Source organism: Paenibacillus sp. FSL L8-0708 (genome assembly GCF_038009325.1).
Taxonomy (GTDB): Bacteria; Bacillota; Bacilli; order Paenibacillales; family Paenibacillaceae; genus Paenibacillus_AQ; species Paenibacillus_AQ odorifer.
The window spans coordinates 5,289,231-5,306,391 of the sequence record NZ_JBBPBC010000001.1; the positions used below are offsets into that span (position 1 = coordinate 5,289,231).

Annotated in this window: 11 protein-coding genes; all 11 read right to left on the reverse strand. The window is 45.4% G+C overall.

Going from position 1 to position 17,161, the window contains the following annotated elements:
- Positions 1-85: 85 nt before the first annotated feature.
- The 11 genes from lysA to NYE58_RS25305 all read right to left on the reverse strand — a co-directional run bounded on the left by lysA (position 86) and on the right by NYE58_RS25305 (position 17,138).
- Positions 86-1,420: a diaminopimelate decarboxylase gene (gene lysA / locus NYE58_RS25255; protein WP_341003301.1), complete on the reverse strand. Its 1,335-nt coding sequence runs from the start codon at positions 1,418-1,420 to the stop codon at positions 86-88.
- A 126-nt stretch (positions 1,421-1,546) separates the two neighbouring features.
- The gene (locus NYE58_RS25260; RefSeq protein ID WP_076127621.1) at positions 1,547-3,247 is read right to left on the reverse strand and encodes a spore germination protein; all 1,701 of its coding nucleotides are present in this window, start codon (positions 3,245-3,247) and stop codon (positions 1,547-1,549) included.
- Positions 3,248-3,892: 645 nt separating this feature from the next.
- Positions 3,893-4,318: a stage V sporulation protein AB gene (locus NYE58_RS25265; protein WP_036676132.1), complete on the reverse strand. Its 426-nt coding sequence runs from the start codon at positions 4,316-4,318 to the stop codon at positions 3,893-3,895.
- 2 nt (positions 4,319-4,320) lie between these two features.
- Complete coding sequence (locus tag NYE58_RS25270) at positions 4,321-4,977, reverse strand: stage V sporulation protein AA (RefSeq protein WP_076127430.1); 657 nt, start codon at positions 4,975-4,977, stop codon at positions 4,321-4,323.
- 225 nt (positions 4,978-5,202) lie between these two features.
- Positions 5,203-6,246, reverse strand: coding sequence for a glycoside hydrolase family 53 protein (locus NYE58_RS25275; RefSeq protein WP_341003302.1), 1,044 nt, complete (start codon positions 6,244-6,246; stop codon positions 5,203-5,205).
- A 5-nt stretch (positions 6,247-6,251) separates the two neighbouring features.
- Complete coding sequence (locus tag NYE58_RS25280) at positions 6,252-7,130, reverse strand: carbohydrate ABC transporter permease (protein ID WP_036676128.1); 879 nt, start codon at positions 7,128-7,130, stop codon at positions 6,252-6,254.
- Positions 7,131-7,157: 27 nt separating this feature from the next.
- Complete coding sequence (locus NYE58_RS25285) at positions 7,158-8,048, reverse strand: ABC transporter permease (protein ID WP_036676126.1); 891 nt, start codon at positions 8,046-8,048, stop codon at positions 7,158-7,160.
- A gap of 234 nt (positions 8,049-8,282) precedes the next feature.
- Entirely contained in the window at positions 8,283-10,001 is a 1,719-nt protein-coding gene (locus tag NYE58_RS25290) for an extracellular solute-binding protein (protein ID WP_076127426.1), read from the reverse strand.
- Positions 10,002-10,108: 107 nt separating this feature from the next.
- Entirely contained in the window at positions 10,109-11,749 is a 1,641-nt protein-coding gene (locus NYE58_RS25295; protein WP_076192254.1) for a response regulator, read from the reverse strand.
- Between the two features lie 18 nt (positions 11,750-11,767).
- The gene (locus NYE58_RS25300) at positions 11,768-13,474 is read right to left on the reverse strand and encodes a sensor histidine kinase (RefSeq protein ID WP_341004296.1); all 1,707 of its coding nucleotides are present in this window, start codon (positions 13,472-13,474) and stop codon (positions 11,768-11,770) included.
- Positions 13,475-13,655: 181 nt separating this feature from the next.
- A complete protein-coding gene (locus tag NYE58_RS25305) occupies positions 13,656-17,138 on the reverse strand; it encodes a glycosyl hydrolase 53 family protein (RefSeq protein WP_341003304.1) in 3,483 nt (1,160 codons plus the stop codon).
- Positions 17,139-17,161 lie beyond the last annotated feature (23 nt).

The following is a 17,161-nucleotide window of genomic DNA, read 5'->3' on the forward strand; positions in this document are numbered from 1 at the left end:
ACCACGCACAAAGCAAAGCAAGCAGGAGACTTTCCTGCTTGCTCTATATGCTGCTCAACTTTACCCACCTTACAGCAGCAGGCTATTACTTAGCAACAACTGTCTGTTTAGCGATACGCTCTGGTACAATATCGTTGGCAATAAGATCCGTATAGCTTTCACGACGCACTACAAGATCGCTTTGTCCGTTCTGTACGAATACTAAAGCCGGACGGCGAAGACGGTTATAGTTGCTGGCCATGGAGTAATTATACGCACCTGTGCAGGCTACAGCCAACAAATCGCCGCTTTCAGCCTTCGGCAGCTCTACATCCCAGATCAACATATCTCCGCTCTCGCAGCATTTACCAGCGATGGAGACAGTCTCAGTTGCGTCTTCGTTAGCACGGTTAGCAAGCAATGCCTCGTATTTAGACTGATACAAAGCAGGGCGTGGATTGTCGGTCATTCCACCATCAACAGCAACGTACTTACGCACGCCAGGAATGTCCTTGTTGGATCCTACAGTGTACAATGTAGTACCTGCATCTCCAACAATACTACGGCCCGGCTCCACCCAAATTTCCGGCAAAGCACTATAAATTCCAACAAAATGAGTCTTCACTGCATCCGTAATCGCTGCAACATATTCAGAAACATGTAAGGGGGTATCTCCCTCGACATAACGAATGCCGAAACCTCCGCCAAGATTGACTACACGGAAGTCCACTTCCAAGCCTTCTTTAACACTGCGGGCAAAAGTTGCCACACGCTCAACAGCTAGCTGGAAACCATCGGTTTCAAAGATCTGCGAACCAATATGGGAATGCACACCAAGCAGCGTGATATTCTTTTTGCTGACAGCTGCTTTCACTGCTTCATAGGCCGATCCGTTACCGATATCAAAGCCGAATTTGGAATCCGTCTGGCCCGTTGCGGTATATTCATGAGTATGCGCTTCTACACCTGGTGTCACCCGCAATAAGATGTTCACATTAACTTCTTTACGTGCGGCAATGGACTGCAAAAGGTTAAGCTCTATCAGATTATCGACTACAAAGCAGCCGATTTTGGCATCAATCGCCATTTCGATCTCTTCAGATGTCTTATTGTTGCCATGAAAATGAATACGTTCTGCCGGGAAGCCAGCTTGCAAAGCTGTATATAGTTCGCCGTCAGATACAACATCCAGTGACAAACCTTCTTCATCAGCCAAACGAACCATTGCCATTACTGAAAACGCCTTGCTTGCGTAAGCTACTTGGAAACCAAGGCCGGAGGCTTTAAAAGCATCCATATATTCCCGGCAACGTTGTCTAACCAATTGCTCGTCCAATATATATAGCGGGGTTCCATATTCCGCTTTCAATTCAGTTACATCACATCCGCCGATCTCCAAATGCCCAGCATCGTTAATGCGGCTAGTACCGTGTAGAAACATTCTTTAGTCCTCCAATTTCTGTGGAATATCAAGGTTCCACCCTGTCTTAGTGTATTCAGTATAACAGACAGTGGGAACTCCATTGAATGGACTAATTTGCAGTAGTTTTGTATTTTCCTACGATTGTTATTCATTCTCTTGAGATGGCGGCATTCTGGTATTGTCTCTGGTTTTGTTAAAAGACGGTCTTTCCTTCGAACTTAAGACCGGTTTACGCAATAGAATTTCACTCATTGCCTTTGCATTAAAAGGTATAAACGGCCACATATATGAGGAGTTATAGGACCGATGAGTGGTTAAGAAGATAGTCAGTAACGTCGTGCCAATCATAAAGCCTGGTACCTGGAACGCCGCTACGGCAATTAATAACACAAGCCTGACTATACGATTCGCCAGACCCAGCTCATAACTCGGAGTCGCAAACATACCGATTGAGGCTACCGCCATATACAGTACTACTTCGTTTACAAACAGACCGCTCTGCACCGCTATATCACCAATCAATATGGCTGCAATCAGACCCATCGCTGAGCCTAAAGGTGTTGGGGTATGCACGGCGGCCATCCGCAGTAAATCAACCCCAAGCTCTACAATCAGAAACTGAGCGAGAATAGGAATTCTCGCTGTCTTTTGCGGCCCGATAAAATCCAGCATAGCAGGCTTTAACTCAGGATGGATAACAAGCAGCATCCATAACGGGAGCAGGAACATGGAAGCGAAGATGCCGATGAAACGGACCCACCGCAGATATGTCCCCATAAAAGGAGTCTGGCGATTCTCCTCCGCATGCTGGCAAAGATCAAAAAAGGTAGTCGGAAGAACAATTACAATGGGCGAGGTATCCACGAATAATATGACCCGTCCCTCTAATAAATTGGAGGCTACAACGTCAGGGCGTTCAGAATAACGCACCATAGGATAAGGGTTCCACCCTCCGCCGATAATCGCTTCCTCCAATTGCTTATCCGCCAGTGGAATACCATCGATATCGATGCTGTTGATTTTATCGATGACAGACGTAACTTGTGTTTTATCAACGATATCATCAATGTAAGCCACACAGACATCTGTCCGTGTCCGCCGTCCCACTTGAAACATTTCAAGCTTCAGCCCCGGATCACGTATCCGTCTTCTTACAAGTGAAATATTACTAAGCAGGGTTTCTGTAAAACCATCGCGCGCACCACGCACCACCCGATCAATCGAGGGTTCATCAGGACTTCGCATGGGGTAAGATCGAGTATCCATTAGGATAACTTTGTTCTCACCCTCAATAAATAGTGCGCTCATTCCTTTTAATACTTTATCGAAACATTCGCTTAATACACTACCCTCTTCAACTTGAATATGAGGGATGTATTCGTTCATAAAGCTACCTAATACACCTGCGGACAAATTTTCTGAAGAAAGGTAGGTTAGTCGTTTCAGAATTTCATCCGTTACATCTTCGTTGGTGAATCCGCTTAAGCAGAGTAAAGCTGTCTTATGTCCCCCAAAGGACATTTCTCTAAACGTCACATCAAAACTTGTTCCCAGCCCCATCACTTCGGTCAGCGTGTTTTTTGTTTCTTGTAGAGAACCTGGGATATGATCATTGCCTTGCCAATAAATAACGGATTCCTTTAATGAGTTAGAATGCTCACTATCGCGTTTGTTTTGTAGCTTATCTTTACTTTTGTTCTGAGACTGCTGCTGCGCCTGCTTCTTTGAAGGCTTCGGTTGAGCTTGAGACTCCTCCCCAGTACCAGCATCGTTACCTGTTCCTCCTGCTGCCTGAGCATTCTGATCCTGTGCCTCATCATCTGATTCTGAATCCTCTGAATCCATACCAAATAACCTGGCAAAAAAACCTTTACTCGGCTCACTTGGCTCCTGATTGCCGAGCTCATCCGATGCTTCTGCATCCTGCTGCTCTGTTCCCTGCTCCGCAGTCGCTTGTGCATCCTGTTGCTCAGTTCCCTGCTCCGCAGTCACTTCCCCATCCTGCTGCCCTGTTCCCTGCTCCGCAGTCGCTTCTGCATCCTGCTGCTCTGTTCCCTGCTTCGCAGTCGCATCCACATCTTGCTGCCCTGTTCCCTGCTCCGCAGTCACTTCTGCATCCTGTTGCTCTGTTCCCTGCTTCGCAGTCGCATCCACATCTTGCTGCCCTGTTCCCTGCTCCGCAGTGGCATCCGCATCCTGCTGCCCTGTTCCCTGCTCCGCAGTGGCATCCGCATCCTGCTGCTCAGTGCCTAATTCGGCTGATGCCTCTGCATCCTGCTGGTCCTGGCTAGTTTCAGATGTTGTAGAATTTTCCGCTGAATCTTCACTTTCACCGATAGCTGAAGCGCCCTCAGGTTCTGTGTGATCTGCAACTAGATCCTCTGCAGTTGTCTTCATTGCTGCAGCAGCTGCAGCATTATCTTCCAGATGGTCATCTTCCGGTGCAGAATCACCGCTGTGAATAAACTTGCTCATTTCCTAACCCCCTGTTTACTGTCGGTATACAAACCAGTCGAACAAAGAACCCGCGACCTTCCCACTCACCATCGCCATTAACAGACCGAATAGATAATGTGTCATATTTAAGCGTTTAGCGAGTATCGGCAGCACATTTAATACCTCGGTCAATGCTGCAGCGAGCATCCCGACAAAAATCCCATCAAATAGTCCTACACCAAGTTCAACTAGAGGACCTGAGGTAATTTTCCAATTCCAAAAATCACTAACAGTACCTACTAAAGATCCACCAACCATCGCGCCTTCATACCAATGAACTTTATCGTAAGAAGAGGTTAATTGCGCCAGACGCGGCACCATATCCAGCACAACAAATAGAGCGATCACTCCACCGCCTACAGCAATACCACCCGCAATGCCCAGCAGCAAATTTAGTCCCAGTGCTATGGGTGCCGTCATCTTCAGTCCTCCCTATTCTCAGATTGGTTTTCACTGCGGCGCCTCATCTTGCTGTATTCCTCATTGATGACATATTGGTCGATGTTCTTCTGATACAGATACATTTCCACTTCCAGCGGAGTAGGTTCCTCATTCCACTTCTTTTTAAATAAATGGTTGAAAAAAATGACCATCCCAAACCCGATGCCCAGAGAATAAGCAATCTGAAATATATAGGGATGCTCATCCCGATGACCCGTTAGCATCTCCACAATTCGAATTTGTACCTCCAGCATATTTACATCAGCATGAAAGTTCATAATTGTCAGAGCAGACCCAAAGAAAAGCAGCAGCCACACTAAAACAAACATCGCCACCGAAGGTTTCCGTCTCTCCACCTGACTCTCAATCTGCACAATCGTCCTCCCTTCACCGATCGGTTCAATGTCCGCATTCGGTATAAGTTCATATATCCGGGGGATAACCATCAACAGATCAATCAAAATCAGATTGCCGTCACTTTGCTCCGGCTTCATTAAGAGAATTGTCTCCAACGACTCTTTCAGCTCAGGCTCCGCTATCAAAAAAGCAATATCACCCAACGTGACACCTTTACCCTTGGGAACCATCACCCGATTTTTAAGCTGTATATAGATGGTGGGAGCAGAATGTTGTTTCATCCGCATTCCTCCTAAAGGTTATGGTGAAGCTCAGGTCCAAGATAACGGTAGTATGGGAGTAAAGCCTTATTTTTACTCTTGCTGCTCTGTATCAATTTCTTGAAATACTTAAATGTTGCTTGTTTATAGGTATCAGGAAAGGCTAACCCTTCTTCTGGAAATTAAAAAGAAGACAGCTCAAGGTAATTAACCTTAAGCTGTCTTCTTGTTTCAATCCTAAATACGTCAGAATTCGAGCGAATCCAATTTCCCTCCCGCAAAATCAAACAGGGTCAGATTGGACCAACCATTCTCATGTCCCACGGACCATTCCTTTTGCGAAGGAACCCAGGCTGGCTCCCAATAATAAAACCCGATACCTTTACCGTTAGGTATATTCTCAATTACACTAATAAAATCTTTCATATACTTAGTCTGTCCCTCTACTGTAGCCGGATAACCTTCATGCAGCTGCTTTTCCTCACTTACTATTAAGGGGAAACCTTCAGGTGCATTCAGCGTCCAAGGATAAGCTGTTTCAACAACAATAATATCCTTATTGTACCGCACCGCCAATTCATTCAGGTTAGATCGCAAGTCATCCAGCGTGCCGTGCCACCAAGAATAAAAAGATAATCCGATCACATCAAAATTTACGCCATGCTCGAAAAACCGATCATAAAAGTTACGGCTGGCTGGATGATCAGCACCACGGTCAATATGGATCATGATGGACAAATCAGAAGCAACAGCTTTTGCGCCCGCTACTCCTGCTTGAACCAGTGTAATGAACTGTTCCCATTGGTCCGTATTATCCCACTCTCCATCCACCTTGCCTTCATTCCATAACATGCCTGGAGTAATCTCATTACCGATCTGCACCATGTCGGGCATAGTGCCTTGAGATTGCAAAAACTCAAGAACCTCACGAGTATACTCATATACAGCTGATGTTAAACCCGTAAAATCAAGGTTCTCCCAAGCTTTTGGCTTCGATTGATTAGCAGGATCTGCCCATTTATCCGAATAATGAAAATCCAGCAGAAAGTTAAGTCCTGCTTCTTTAATTCGCTTAGCCATAATCAGCGTACGTTCTAGATTGCAGAAGCCGCCCGGAGGATCATTCCAAATCCGCAGCCGGATGGCATTCACGCCATTGTCCTTCAGAATGTAGAGCAAATCCTCAGCGTTCTCAACGGACTCTACAGCACCGCTGTAATACGCTCCTCCACCCTGCTCAATTTCATCCAGAAACGAGATATCCATTCCATTGATAAATGTGGTTGTCATCATTGCTACTCCTTTACAGAACCAAGTGTCATCCCTTTAACAAAATATTTTTGCAGGAAAGGATATACGATCAAAATTGGAGCGGCTCCGATAAATATTTGCGCGGCTCTCACCGTCGTCTGCGAGATCAGCTCCATTTCCTTTGGATTGATGCTCATGGAGCTCATATCCCGTTGAATGATAACCGTCTGCAGGAATGTCGCCAGTGGAAATTGCTTGGAATTATTCAAATACAATAGTCCATCGAACCATGAGTTCCAATGGAATACCATGCTGAACAAGGCAATCGTAGCGATCGACGGCAGAGAAATCGGCAAGTAAATACTGAACAACGTACGGAAATGTCCGGCTCCGTCTATTAGCGAGGCCTCCTCCAGATCTTTTGGAATACCACGGAAGAAGTTCAGCATCAGAATCACCAAGAACGTATTTACCGCACCTGGCAGAACAAGTACCCAGAAGGAATCCATCAAACCAATCTTTTGAATCACAATGTAAAATGGAATCAATCCACCGTTGAACACCATACTGAAAACGAACAACCAAGAGTAAACATTACGGCCCTTGAAGGCTGAGTTTTCTTTGGATAACGGATAGGCTGCCAAAAAAGTAATTAAAAGTGTAAGTCCAGTCCCGAGTATGGTTCTTTGAACAGATACCCAGATGGAGTGTAGAAAGATCGGATTGTTTATTGTCTTTTTATAAGCTTCCAGAGAGAACTGCTTTGGCCATAATCCTACCAAATTGGCATCCGCTGCCGACTTCGCGCTAAAGGATACAGCCAGCACGTGAATCAAAGGTACAATACACATCAGTGCGAGCAGGATTAGAAAGCAAGTATTAAACACGTTGAATATACGATAACCTCTTGTTTTGTAATACATAAGTTGTCTCCCTCTTCCTTTGGTAGATTAGAAAATGCGATATCCTGCCCACTTCTTAGCCAAACTGTACGAGACGAGAATTAGGATCATACTAATGGCCGACTTAAACAGTCCGATTGCCGTACCAAAGCCCATCTCACCATTCAGAATAGCCGTGCGGTACACGAAGGTATCAATAATATCGCCTTTCTGATAGACCAGTGGATTGTAGAGGTTAAAAATCTGGTCAAACCCTGCGTTCAATACATTTCCGAGAGCCAAGGTACCTACCACCACAACCATTGGCAATAGAGATGGCATTGTGATAAAACGTGTCTGCTTCCAGCGGTTAGCGCCGTCTATTTCAGCAGCTTCATATAATGATGGATTGATTCCTGCTAGAGCAGCTAAGAAAACGATCGTATTATAACCAAATTCCTTCCACACATCTGTGAGAATAACTGTGAACCGGAACCAGTTGTTATCGCCTAAGAAAAAGATTGGTTTGAAGCCCATGCTGCCTAAGATCTGATTGACAAAACCATCTGTAGCAAGCAAATCCAGCAAGATCCCGCCGAGAATAACCCAAGATAAAAAGTGAGGCAAGTATACCAGTGTCTGAATAGTACGCTGTATGTATACCTTGCGAATCTCATTTAACAAAATGGCGAATACAAACGGTACAGCCAGATTGAAAATCATTTTTAGAACAGCAATAATCAATGTATTCCAAATGACCTGCATACTGTCATTACGTTCAAATAGATAACGGAAATTGTCCAATCCAACCCATGCCGAGCCTGAAATTTTAAGCCATGGCTTATAATCCTGAAATGCCATCACAATTCCGCCCATTGGAATAAAGCTGAAGATGATCAGGAATATCATCGCCGGCAATAACATCAAGTGAAAAGGCCATGTTTTTTTTAGTGTTCTCATCCTTGGTCCCCCATATCTTGTCAAGTTCTTCTGTAACCATACTCAAATTATAGCAACGCCCGAATTCCTCAAATAGCGGGCAAAACCAATATATATGGTACAAAAGCAATCTCTTTATCACATTGAAAAAAGAGGACTTCAAACGCAAACAGGGACCCTCCCTAAAGCCTAATGCTACGGCTGAAGAGACGGTCCCGTTTACTGCTTTTTACCTAGTCAAACTAAATCCAAACCTTATTTTACGCTGTCATACCATTCGTTAACTTCTTTAGTGATTTGATCGCCACCACCTGATTTCCAGGTTGCTACAAAGGAATCAAATGCATCCAGCGGTTTGTTGCCATAGATAATTTCATTAAACGTTTGGTTCTCAATTTTGTTCAGATAGTCCATCTTCGATTTCATAGTTTCGGTCGTAGGACCTGTGAACATATTCTTAAAGGATTTATCCTCTTGCGCCAGCAGAACTTTGGCAGCCGCAGGGGTATCTTTACCATAATTCACAGCTACGTCCTTCTCCAGACGGGTTGTTGGCTCTGCGCCATCTGCCAGGTTAAGGAGTGCTTTCATTTGGGCATCCGGGATCCGGGCACCGTCACGAACCAGCATATAACGAACACTATTCACATAACCGCCAGCAATTTTATCATTTTCGATCATCTTGCCGTTCGCGTCTAGCTCATAGTCATATCCTGCAAAAAGACCGTTATCCAGTTCACTGCCTGGCGTTGGATTAGCAAAGTTATCGAACAGATAGTTTTGATAAGTAAAGAAGGCTTCTGGATTTTTCATTTTCGTGCTGATCAAAGTTACACCGTTAGTGAATTGTGTGCCATGACGCATAACCTTTCCATCTGGACCCGCTGGAATTTCAATTGGAGCCCATACTGCATCTGGAGAGTTCTTCACGGTATCCTGAAGCGGCCAGCCGCTCATCCAGTAAGGACCCGGGAGAATCCCTGCTGTACCTGCAACTGCTGGTTCGGCAGTTTTGTTCTCATCCCAAAGAGCTGCTTCCTGAGGAATATAACCTTTCGCCAACCATTCCTTCAGTTTTTCAAGCCCTTGCTTCATGCCAGCATTTACTGAGCCGTATTCTAGTTTACCATCAGCATCTAGATTCCATTGCTGTGGCAAGGTTCCGTAAGCACCAAAGATCCAAGATGGATCGCCCATCCAAGTGTTCATCGTTGTTTTGAAGCCGATACTAAGTGGAGTTACCTTGTCTGGTGCCAAACCATCAGGGTTCTGATTCTTGAACGCATCCATCACTTTTTCCAGCTCATCGATCGTCTTAGGGGCTTGCATATTCAGCTTATCCAGCCAATCTTGGCGGATCCACAGAATGTAATCATGGTTATATGCATAATCGAGAACAGGCAGGCCCATTCTTTTGCCATCACGGCTGTATTGGTTCCAAACGTTAGGATCCTGTGCCATCGCTTCTTTCCAAGTATCTGAAGCATATTTATCAAACAAAGTTCCTACATCTGCATACATGCCGGAATCGATCAAATCCTGTGCAATCGTGTTGTCGGCTGTACCGATGGTTACGACATCAGGCATGTCCTGACCTGAAGACATGGATAAACGCAGCTTCGTACCAAATGCGCCGTTCGTATCTGTGATGGACCAAAGGGACTTAATATTGATGCCGAATTTTTCTTTAGCCCATTTTGTAGCCACGTTATTCTCAATGCTTTCACCGTTTTTGAATTTCAGCTCAGGGTCTACGCCCCATGCGGTTGTAAATGTCACCTCAGGATCGTATTTATCCTTGTAGGCGTTTTCAGAATTGGAAGCTGTATTTGCAGTCGCTTCACCAGCTGCTTTATCTCCAGCAGTGTCTTTACTGTTAGCAGCGTTATTGCCTGAACAGCCCGCAAGGCTACCCGCCAAAAGCATGCTCATGCACAGGAGCGGCAGCCATCTTTTTCTCTTCATCGCGCTCATTTTGTTCCCCCTTGGATTCCATAAGTGTTGGTTACATTTTAATTATAGGGAACGACGCTGAGCCCGAATACGTCATTTAAACAAGGTTTCTGCACCTTTCTCAACCTCTATCCGTCCCGGAATTCATTTGGTGTCATATTGTAGTGTTTTTTGAACATCTTACTGAAATATTGCGGATTCTGATATCCAAGCTCAGAGGTAATTTCATAGATTTTTTTATTCGTATTTTTAAGCAGATAAAGTGCCCGTTCCATCCGCATCCGAATAATATAGTCCCCAAGTCCTTCCCCAGTCTCAGCTTTATAAATCTTGGACAAGTAGACTGGATGCAAATATACATGATCGGCAATGGTTTTGACGGACAGCTCATGCCCCGAATGGTTTCCTACCAGCTCATGCACCTGCTTGATAATATAACTTTTCGTATTCTGATCGCTTTCGGATAGCTCCTTCTGAAGCTTATCGAGCATATCAAACGCCCAATCTTTAAGCTTATCAAAAGAAACAATAATACTCTGCGTCAACAACGGATCTAAAGCGTATTGGTCGATCTTGGAGATGAACTGACCACTCTTATGCGCTATATACATAAATGCATTGGTTATCGATAGAAAGACCTCGTACAGATGTTCACTGGAAAACCGTGCATTCTCCATATCCCGGAACACGTCAGCAATTTTTTGCCTTGCTGAATCCCATTGTTTGGATTCCAGCAGATGAATGAGTGTAGGTGGACGATAAAGACATTCGAGCGATTTGATGCTGATCGTCTCCTGATGCTGGCGGTCATCCAAAAACAGCACGGAGCTGGATTCATCATGTGCTGCCAAATACATCGAGCTAAGACCGCTTCTATAGGCAGCCGTCATCCCCTCCGGAAAGGTGAACCACTCTGTTACAATCAGTGAAATCTCACCCTTGAGGTAATTGCTTACACTAATTCGGAAATTCGCGATCACCGCTTTTAGGATTTGCTGCCTTGCAGCTTCATAGTTAGCCATTTGCTCCAATTCCTGCTGTACTGCCGGCTTTAATTCAACAAGCAGAATCAAGCAATCATGCGGCGCTTTGCAGAACCAGACATGGAACTGTTCCTTAAAAAGCTCCTCGGCAATGTTGCCGATCGCATATTCCATGAGAGAGACCGAATGGTGATCCATTGCGGCATAATGTTTACCCAGCTGAATCAGCAGCATCGCCGCTTCAGCATCCGGCTGGAAGGAGATTTCATATTCCTTCAGCTTAATGGCTAGTGTCCGCTCAGACAGCACCCTGCCGAGAAGCAATTCATGCATCAGATTAGCCCGCAAAACACTGTAATCGGCTTTGCGATTATACAGCAGCAAATGATATCTATCATGAGCTTCCCATTCGTCTTTCAAAGATTCAATCGCACTGGATACGCTTTTGATAAACTCATCATCACTTACCGGCTTCAAAATATAATCAAATGCCTGCAGTTGAATAGCTTTTTTCGCATATTGAAAATCGGAATAACCTGTCAATAAAATGGACCGAATATTTGGCCATTTCTCGCTCACGGCTTCAATTAATTGCAGGCCAGTCATTCCTGGCATTGAAATATCCGTAACCATAATATCTATAGCCTGCTGTTCCATAATTTGCAGAGCTTCAGCACCCGATGCCGCTTGATGCACCTGCTTTACCCCGATTTCAGCCCATGGAATAGTACGAGCTAAACTTTCCGTAACATAGGGCTCATCATCAACTAACAACAGCTCTATCATTCTTTCCCCTCCTAGATGTCATTCCATTTCATTGTCTGTGTAGGGCAGCAACCACTGCAGTGTCACCTGTAATCCTCCAAGCGGAGAAGGCGAGATGCGCAAGCCAGACGTCTCCCCAAAACGCAGCCGCATTCTCTGATGCACATTCCATAGACCGCAGCCCATTTCTTCATCCATCGCCCTGCTTAGTTTATTTTCCAGTTCTATAATTTCCTCTGGCGTCATGCCCTGACCATCATCTTCAACCGTAAGCGTCATTTCTCTGCCTGCACAGGAACCCGTAATCCGCACCAGTCCCTCTTTGGCGACGGGCTCAATTCCATGTATAACCGCATTCTCCACCAAAGGCTGCAGTACGAGCGGCGGAAGCTCTCTTTTGCGCATTTGCGGTGGGATATTGATCTCATAACGAAGTCTGCTCATCCTCATCTTCTGGATCTCCAGATAATGATTCACAAATTCCACCTCTTCAGACAGCGCAACCAAATCACGTTCCTGACGAGTGGTGTATCTGTAATATCGGGACAAATTATGCGACATCCCAACGACTGCCCCCATATTATCGAGCTTCGCCATACTTGTAATAAAGGAGAAGCAATTATAGAAAAAATGTGGATTTATCTGTGATTGAAGCTGCTTTAAGCGGGCTTCTCGAACATGGATTTTCTCCATCAGCACATTCTCGATCAGCATCTGAATCTGTTCTACCATACTGTTAAATCGGCCGGACAGGAAGCTGAATTCATTCTTCCCTTTAATCTCCACTCGCGCAGAATAATCCCCTTGCTTCAACCGTTGAAAGCCTCCAACCAATAACCTTATAGGCACCTGCACTTGAACATATAATAGATAGGCTACGAGACAGCTCATTAACAACAAAGCACTGATCGCAAAATAAAATAAACGATTAGAGGTAAGGATCGGATGTAGGATTTCAGTCAGCGGCATATAGTCGATCAAATACCAGCCCATTTTGTCCGAATAGACGATATTTACACTGTAGGATTCACCTTCTATTTTGACCGTGCGATTCTCACTAGGCTTCAGCTGGGTCTCTTCCAGCCTGTCTACCAATTCTTTAGCTAACACCTTGTCGGCACTGCGGTTAAAAATAAGTCCTGTTCCCTGCTTATAATAAAAAGGATCTCTTCTGCCATCACTTTTGAATTTATCCAGCATATCTTCTATGTTCCGGCTGTCGAACTCTACCTTCATAACCGTTTTGACTTTTTCCGGGGCGAATTCTGACATAAAGGGTGTAAAAGAAAACCATGAGAATACGAAGCGGTCACCCTCCTGCCCTTCGATTTTCTCCACATGCCAGCCCGACTTCACTTCCCGCTTCAGATCCTCATCTTCGTATAACTTCGCATCATTTTCAGACACCATACGATGAATGGACGGGGAGTATAAATATAGCTTACTCTTCCAATTGGAGGAGCTTTCTTGAATGCTGATTTTGGTCTGAATCCGTTTGATCAGGTTTATCGTATCCAGATTCAAACGCCCTTTTTCCAGATAAGTATCCTTAAGGCTGAGGATATCAGGATCATGGATCAGCAGAATCGGCCACGAGGACAATAACTCCATATTACTTTCTACCTGATTCTGAAAAAAACTAAGCTGATTATTATTCGAAGTATTTAACTCCGTACGCAGCACATCCGTGGTCGTTTTATTAGAATAGAAGTAAAGGATGGTTATCGGGATCAGCATAATGACCATGATACTCACGATTTTGGTAAATAAATTATATCTATACACGTTCCTTCACTCTCCGGCTCAAATGTCATAGCCCCTATTGTACAAACAATCCCTACTTGCGAAAAGATAAATATCTAAAAAATGTGGTAAAGACAGGCCCTAACTGCCTTTTCGAGCACAGTTATTGCCTGTCTGCCTATTATTACTGCAAAAGATTGAGTATGATGTAAGCCGCTTCAGCGCGTGTTGTATGGGCTTGCGGGCGGAAATTGCCATCTTCGAATCCATTGATAATCCCAGCCTGCGCAAGCGCTGTTATCCCTTCACTGGCATACAACGAGATCAGGTCTTTATCTTTAAAAGAAATAACGTTCACATCTTTCTGACCGTTCACTTTCTCCGCCAGCTTAAGCGCACGGTATGAAATAGCTGCCATTTCTTCACGGGACAATTTATCATTCGGGCCAAAAGTGCCATCCGTATGTCCTTGTACAACACCCAATTTCCCAGCAGTATTCACAGCAGAGCTATACCACGCATCAAGGTTCACATCTTTAAAACTGCCTGTTCCTCTTTCTGCATTTAACTCCAGCGCGGACAGCAGCATGCTGACAAATTCAGCGCGTGTAACCTCCCCTTGCGGATTAAAGATTCCGTTTCCTATTCCTTGCACGATCCCTTTAGCCGTCAAGGATTCAATCGCTAACGTGGCCCAATCTGCTGCTTTTAAATCTGTGTACCCCACCTCTGCGTACCCCGCAGCATAAATGCTGAAATGACTTGGATTAAACACAATCTGTTCCGCGGTTGGGTTGTACCGCACAGCTTTGATAACTTCGAGTTTTCCATCAGCAAGTATCGAATAAACAGCAATCCGCTGGCTCTGCTCCCCGAGCTTCAGCTTGTAGTGGAAGGCTACCGATATTGCTCCTTTTTTGAAAACATCGATAGAAGTCCCGTCTACTGACACATGGATGTTATAGGCCGGATAGTCTTTTGCTCCAGTTGCCAATGGTGAAGGCAAGGTTGGCGTAGCTACCTGAACCAGTGAGAGCGTTAGTTCCTTAGCTCCCGTCTTTATAATTCCTGCACTAGCTTCCGTAGAAACCGTAACAGAGGCCGTCCCATATACAATTACTATTTGAGGATGTTTGCCCTGCTCTAGTATAGAACTCAACGGAAGATGAACGACTGCTCCCTTAAGCTCTCCCGTCGATGGCAGAACAGAAATAACCAGTTTTCCATCCGCCGGAAGCCTCGACAACGCCTTATTGATATCCTCTATACTTAGCGTGATATCAGCTATGCCGGAAATTCCTGCTTGTGCCTTCACCTGAAGTTGTCCTGCCGTTGTATGTTCGACCACTGCTTTATTTGCTGAATTTACAACGCTTGAATCTCTAACGGTGATGATAGGATCAGGATTAACCCCTGCTCCGGGTTCCTCACCAGTGCCGGGATTTCCTCCCGTTCCGGGTTCTTCACCAGTGCCGGGATTTCCTCCCGTTCCGGGTTCCTCGCCAGTGCCGGGATTCCCTCCCGTTCCGGGTTCCTCGCCAGTGCCGGGATTTCCTCCCGTTCCGGGTTCCCCACCAGTGCCAGGATTCCCTCCCGTTCCGGGTTCCTCTTCGCTCCCCTCACCGGCCACCGGGGTTTTGAAGACATTTAATGAAGAGAGTGCATTCCCTGCAAAATCGAACATTGCCTGATTCTCCCAAGCATTTCCTTCGCCTACCTTCCAGCCTACACCTTGCACTGGAATCCAAGCTGGTTCCCAATAGAACAAGCCTGTTCCTTTACCATCGGGTACTTTGGACAATACATTCATTACTGTTTTGACCTCCGCCATTTGACCTGCAACCGTAGCTGGGAAGCCACTGCCGTCCAGCTGATCTTGGCGGGCGATGTTATTCTCAAAATTGTCGCCGTCCTCCAGCGTGTAAGGATACGCGGTTTCCGTCACAATCACTTCTTTACCATATCGTTTAGAGATATCGTCCAAGTTAAACTGCAGGCTATCCATCGTTCCGCTCCAATACGGATAAAAGGACGCGCCGATCACATCATAATCAAGATTCCGCTGCGTTAATTCGTCAAAGAACCAACGAAACATATCATTTTTGCCACCTTCAGCAAGATGGATCATAATTTTGATATCCTGACCTGCACCCTCGCTGTCTCTAACTCCCTTCACTCCGCTCTCCAGAAGCGGAACAACCTTCTCAAAAGCATTCTCTTGATCATAGGATTTGCCGTCAGGCCATAACAAGCCCCCATTAATCTCATTTCCGATTTGGACCATATCGGGTGAAGCTCCCTTTTCCTTTAGCTCATCCATAACATCTTTGGTATAGTCATATACCGCTTGCTTCAATTCATCATAGGAGTAATCCGCCCATGCTCCCGGCTTGTTTTGCTTTCCGGGATCAGCCCAGAAATCAGAGTAGTGGAAATCAAGCAACAGCTTAAAGCCTTTGGCTTTGACACGCTGCGCCATTTCCACAACATGCTCACGGTCATTATAGCCGCCAGCTTCCTGAGGATCATTCCATAAACGCAGCCGAATGTAATTTACACCCCGGCTTTTAAGAATATCCAGCAAATCCTTTTCTACTCCATTGTCGTAATACTTTCCACCGGCATCCTCAATCGCTTCCAGTGTGGAAATGTCCGCACCTTTTATGAACCCGGATTGCAGCACAAGCGGAGTAACCTGAATATCAGCTGTGGGTTGTAGGTCTGTCCCTGCAACTTTCCCCATTACGCTGTAAGTTCCTTCAACCGCGTACTCCGCTTCAGTAAGGTCATCCCAGGTTACAGGCAGCTGTTTGCTTGACCCATCTTCGTATATAGCCGTTACCGCTGATGGCAATAAAGCAGGCACATCCGTAATTGTGCTGACATTTATACTCTCAAATCCAACAATAGGCGTGCTGCTGTCACCTACTACCGTTACCTTCGCCACTGCCTTCTGCACAGTACCTGAGATAGAACCGCTTACTGTAAAGGTTCCGGGACGGGAATACTCTGCTGGCGGGATCACATCCCAAGCAACCTGAGCATCCTCCGTGTCAGAATTGCTATATACCACAGTTACAACACTTGGAAGCTCAGGGGCTTGCCCAATTTCCGTGTTCAACCGTACTGGCAGAACAGTTTGTATTTCACCCTGTGCCGGCTCATGCGGCGCGCTGGCTGCGGGAACACCCCAGACCTTCAGATCATTAATGGCTGCCCATTTTCCGCCGTTGATGCCGGTCAGGTTGACCCTTACATAAGAAACATTCCGCAGCTTAAAAGCATTGTACTGAGTTTGCTCTACACTGCTGCTCTGACTTTTGTCCACAACTGTTGTCCATACCTTATGATCACGTGATACTTCAATCGTATATTGATTAATGTAACTCCATGCATTCCAGATGACGGTTGCACCTGACAAATCATATGCACCTTGCAGATCTACTTCCAGCCAATGAGGAAAGCTCCCGTCATTCGCCGTCCAATGTGTGTTCCATTCATCGGAATCTACTGCGTTACCCGCTTCATATCCTGCAAGCTCACTATCGGATATAGCAGGCTTTCCTAGGGCAATATTCTCATCTCCTGCCGCTTGAGCAGACTGCCCAAACGTAAAAGGGGAAATAAGAAAGGTCAGAATCATAAATAATACAAATGATTTCTTCAATGTCTGCTTCCTCCTAAATAATT

Coding starts and splice junctions, on each gene's coding strand:
- NYE58_RS25295 (WP_076192254.1), bottom strand. CDS start 11,749: ATGATAGAGCTGTTGTTAGTTGATGATGAGCCCTATGTTACGGAAAGT.
- NYE58_RS25290 (WP_076127426.1), bottom strand. CDS start 10,001: ATGAGCGCGATGAAGAGAAAAAGATGGCTGCCGCTCCTGTGCATGAGC.
- NYE58_RS25265 (WP_036676132.1), bottom strand. CDS start 4,318: ATGACGGCACCCATAGCACTGGGACTAAATTTGCTGCTGGGCATTGCG.
- NYE58_RS25270 (WP_076127430.1), bottom strand. CDS start 4,977: ATGAAACAACATTCTGCTCCCACCATCTATATACAGCTTAAAAATCGG.
- NYE58_RS25275 (WP_341003302.1), bottom strand. CDS start 6,246: ATGACAACCACATTTATCAATGGAATGGATATCTCGTTTCTGGATGAA.
- NYE58_RS25300 (WP_341004296.1), bottom strand. CDS start 13,474: ATGGTCATTATGCTGATCCCGATAACCATCCTTTACTTCTATTCTAAT.
- lysA (WP_341003301.1), bottom strand. CDS start 1,420: ATGTTTCTACACGGTACTAGCCGCATTAACGATGCTGGGCATTTGGAG.
- NYE58_RS25260 (WP_076127621.1), bottom strand. CDS start 3,247: ATGGATTCAGAGGATTCAGAATCAGATGATGAGGCACAGGATCAGAAT.
- NYE58_RS25280 (WP_036676128.1), bottom strand. CDS start 7,130: ATGTATTACAAAACAAGAGGTTATCGTATATTCAACGTGTTTAATACT.
- NYE58_RS25285 (WP_036676126.1), bottom strand. CDS start 8,048: ATGAGAACACTAAAAAAAACATGGCCTTTTCACTTGATGTTATTGCCG.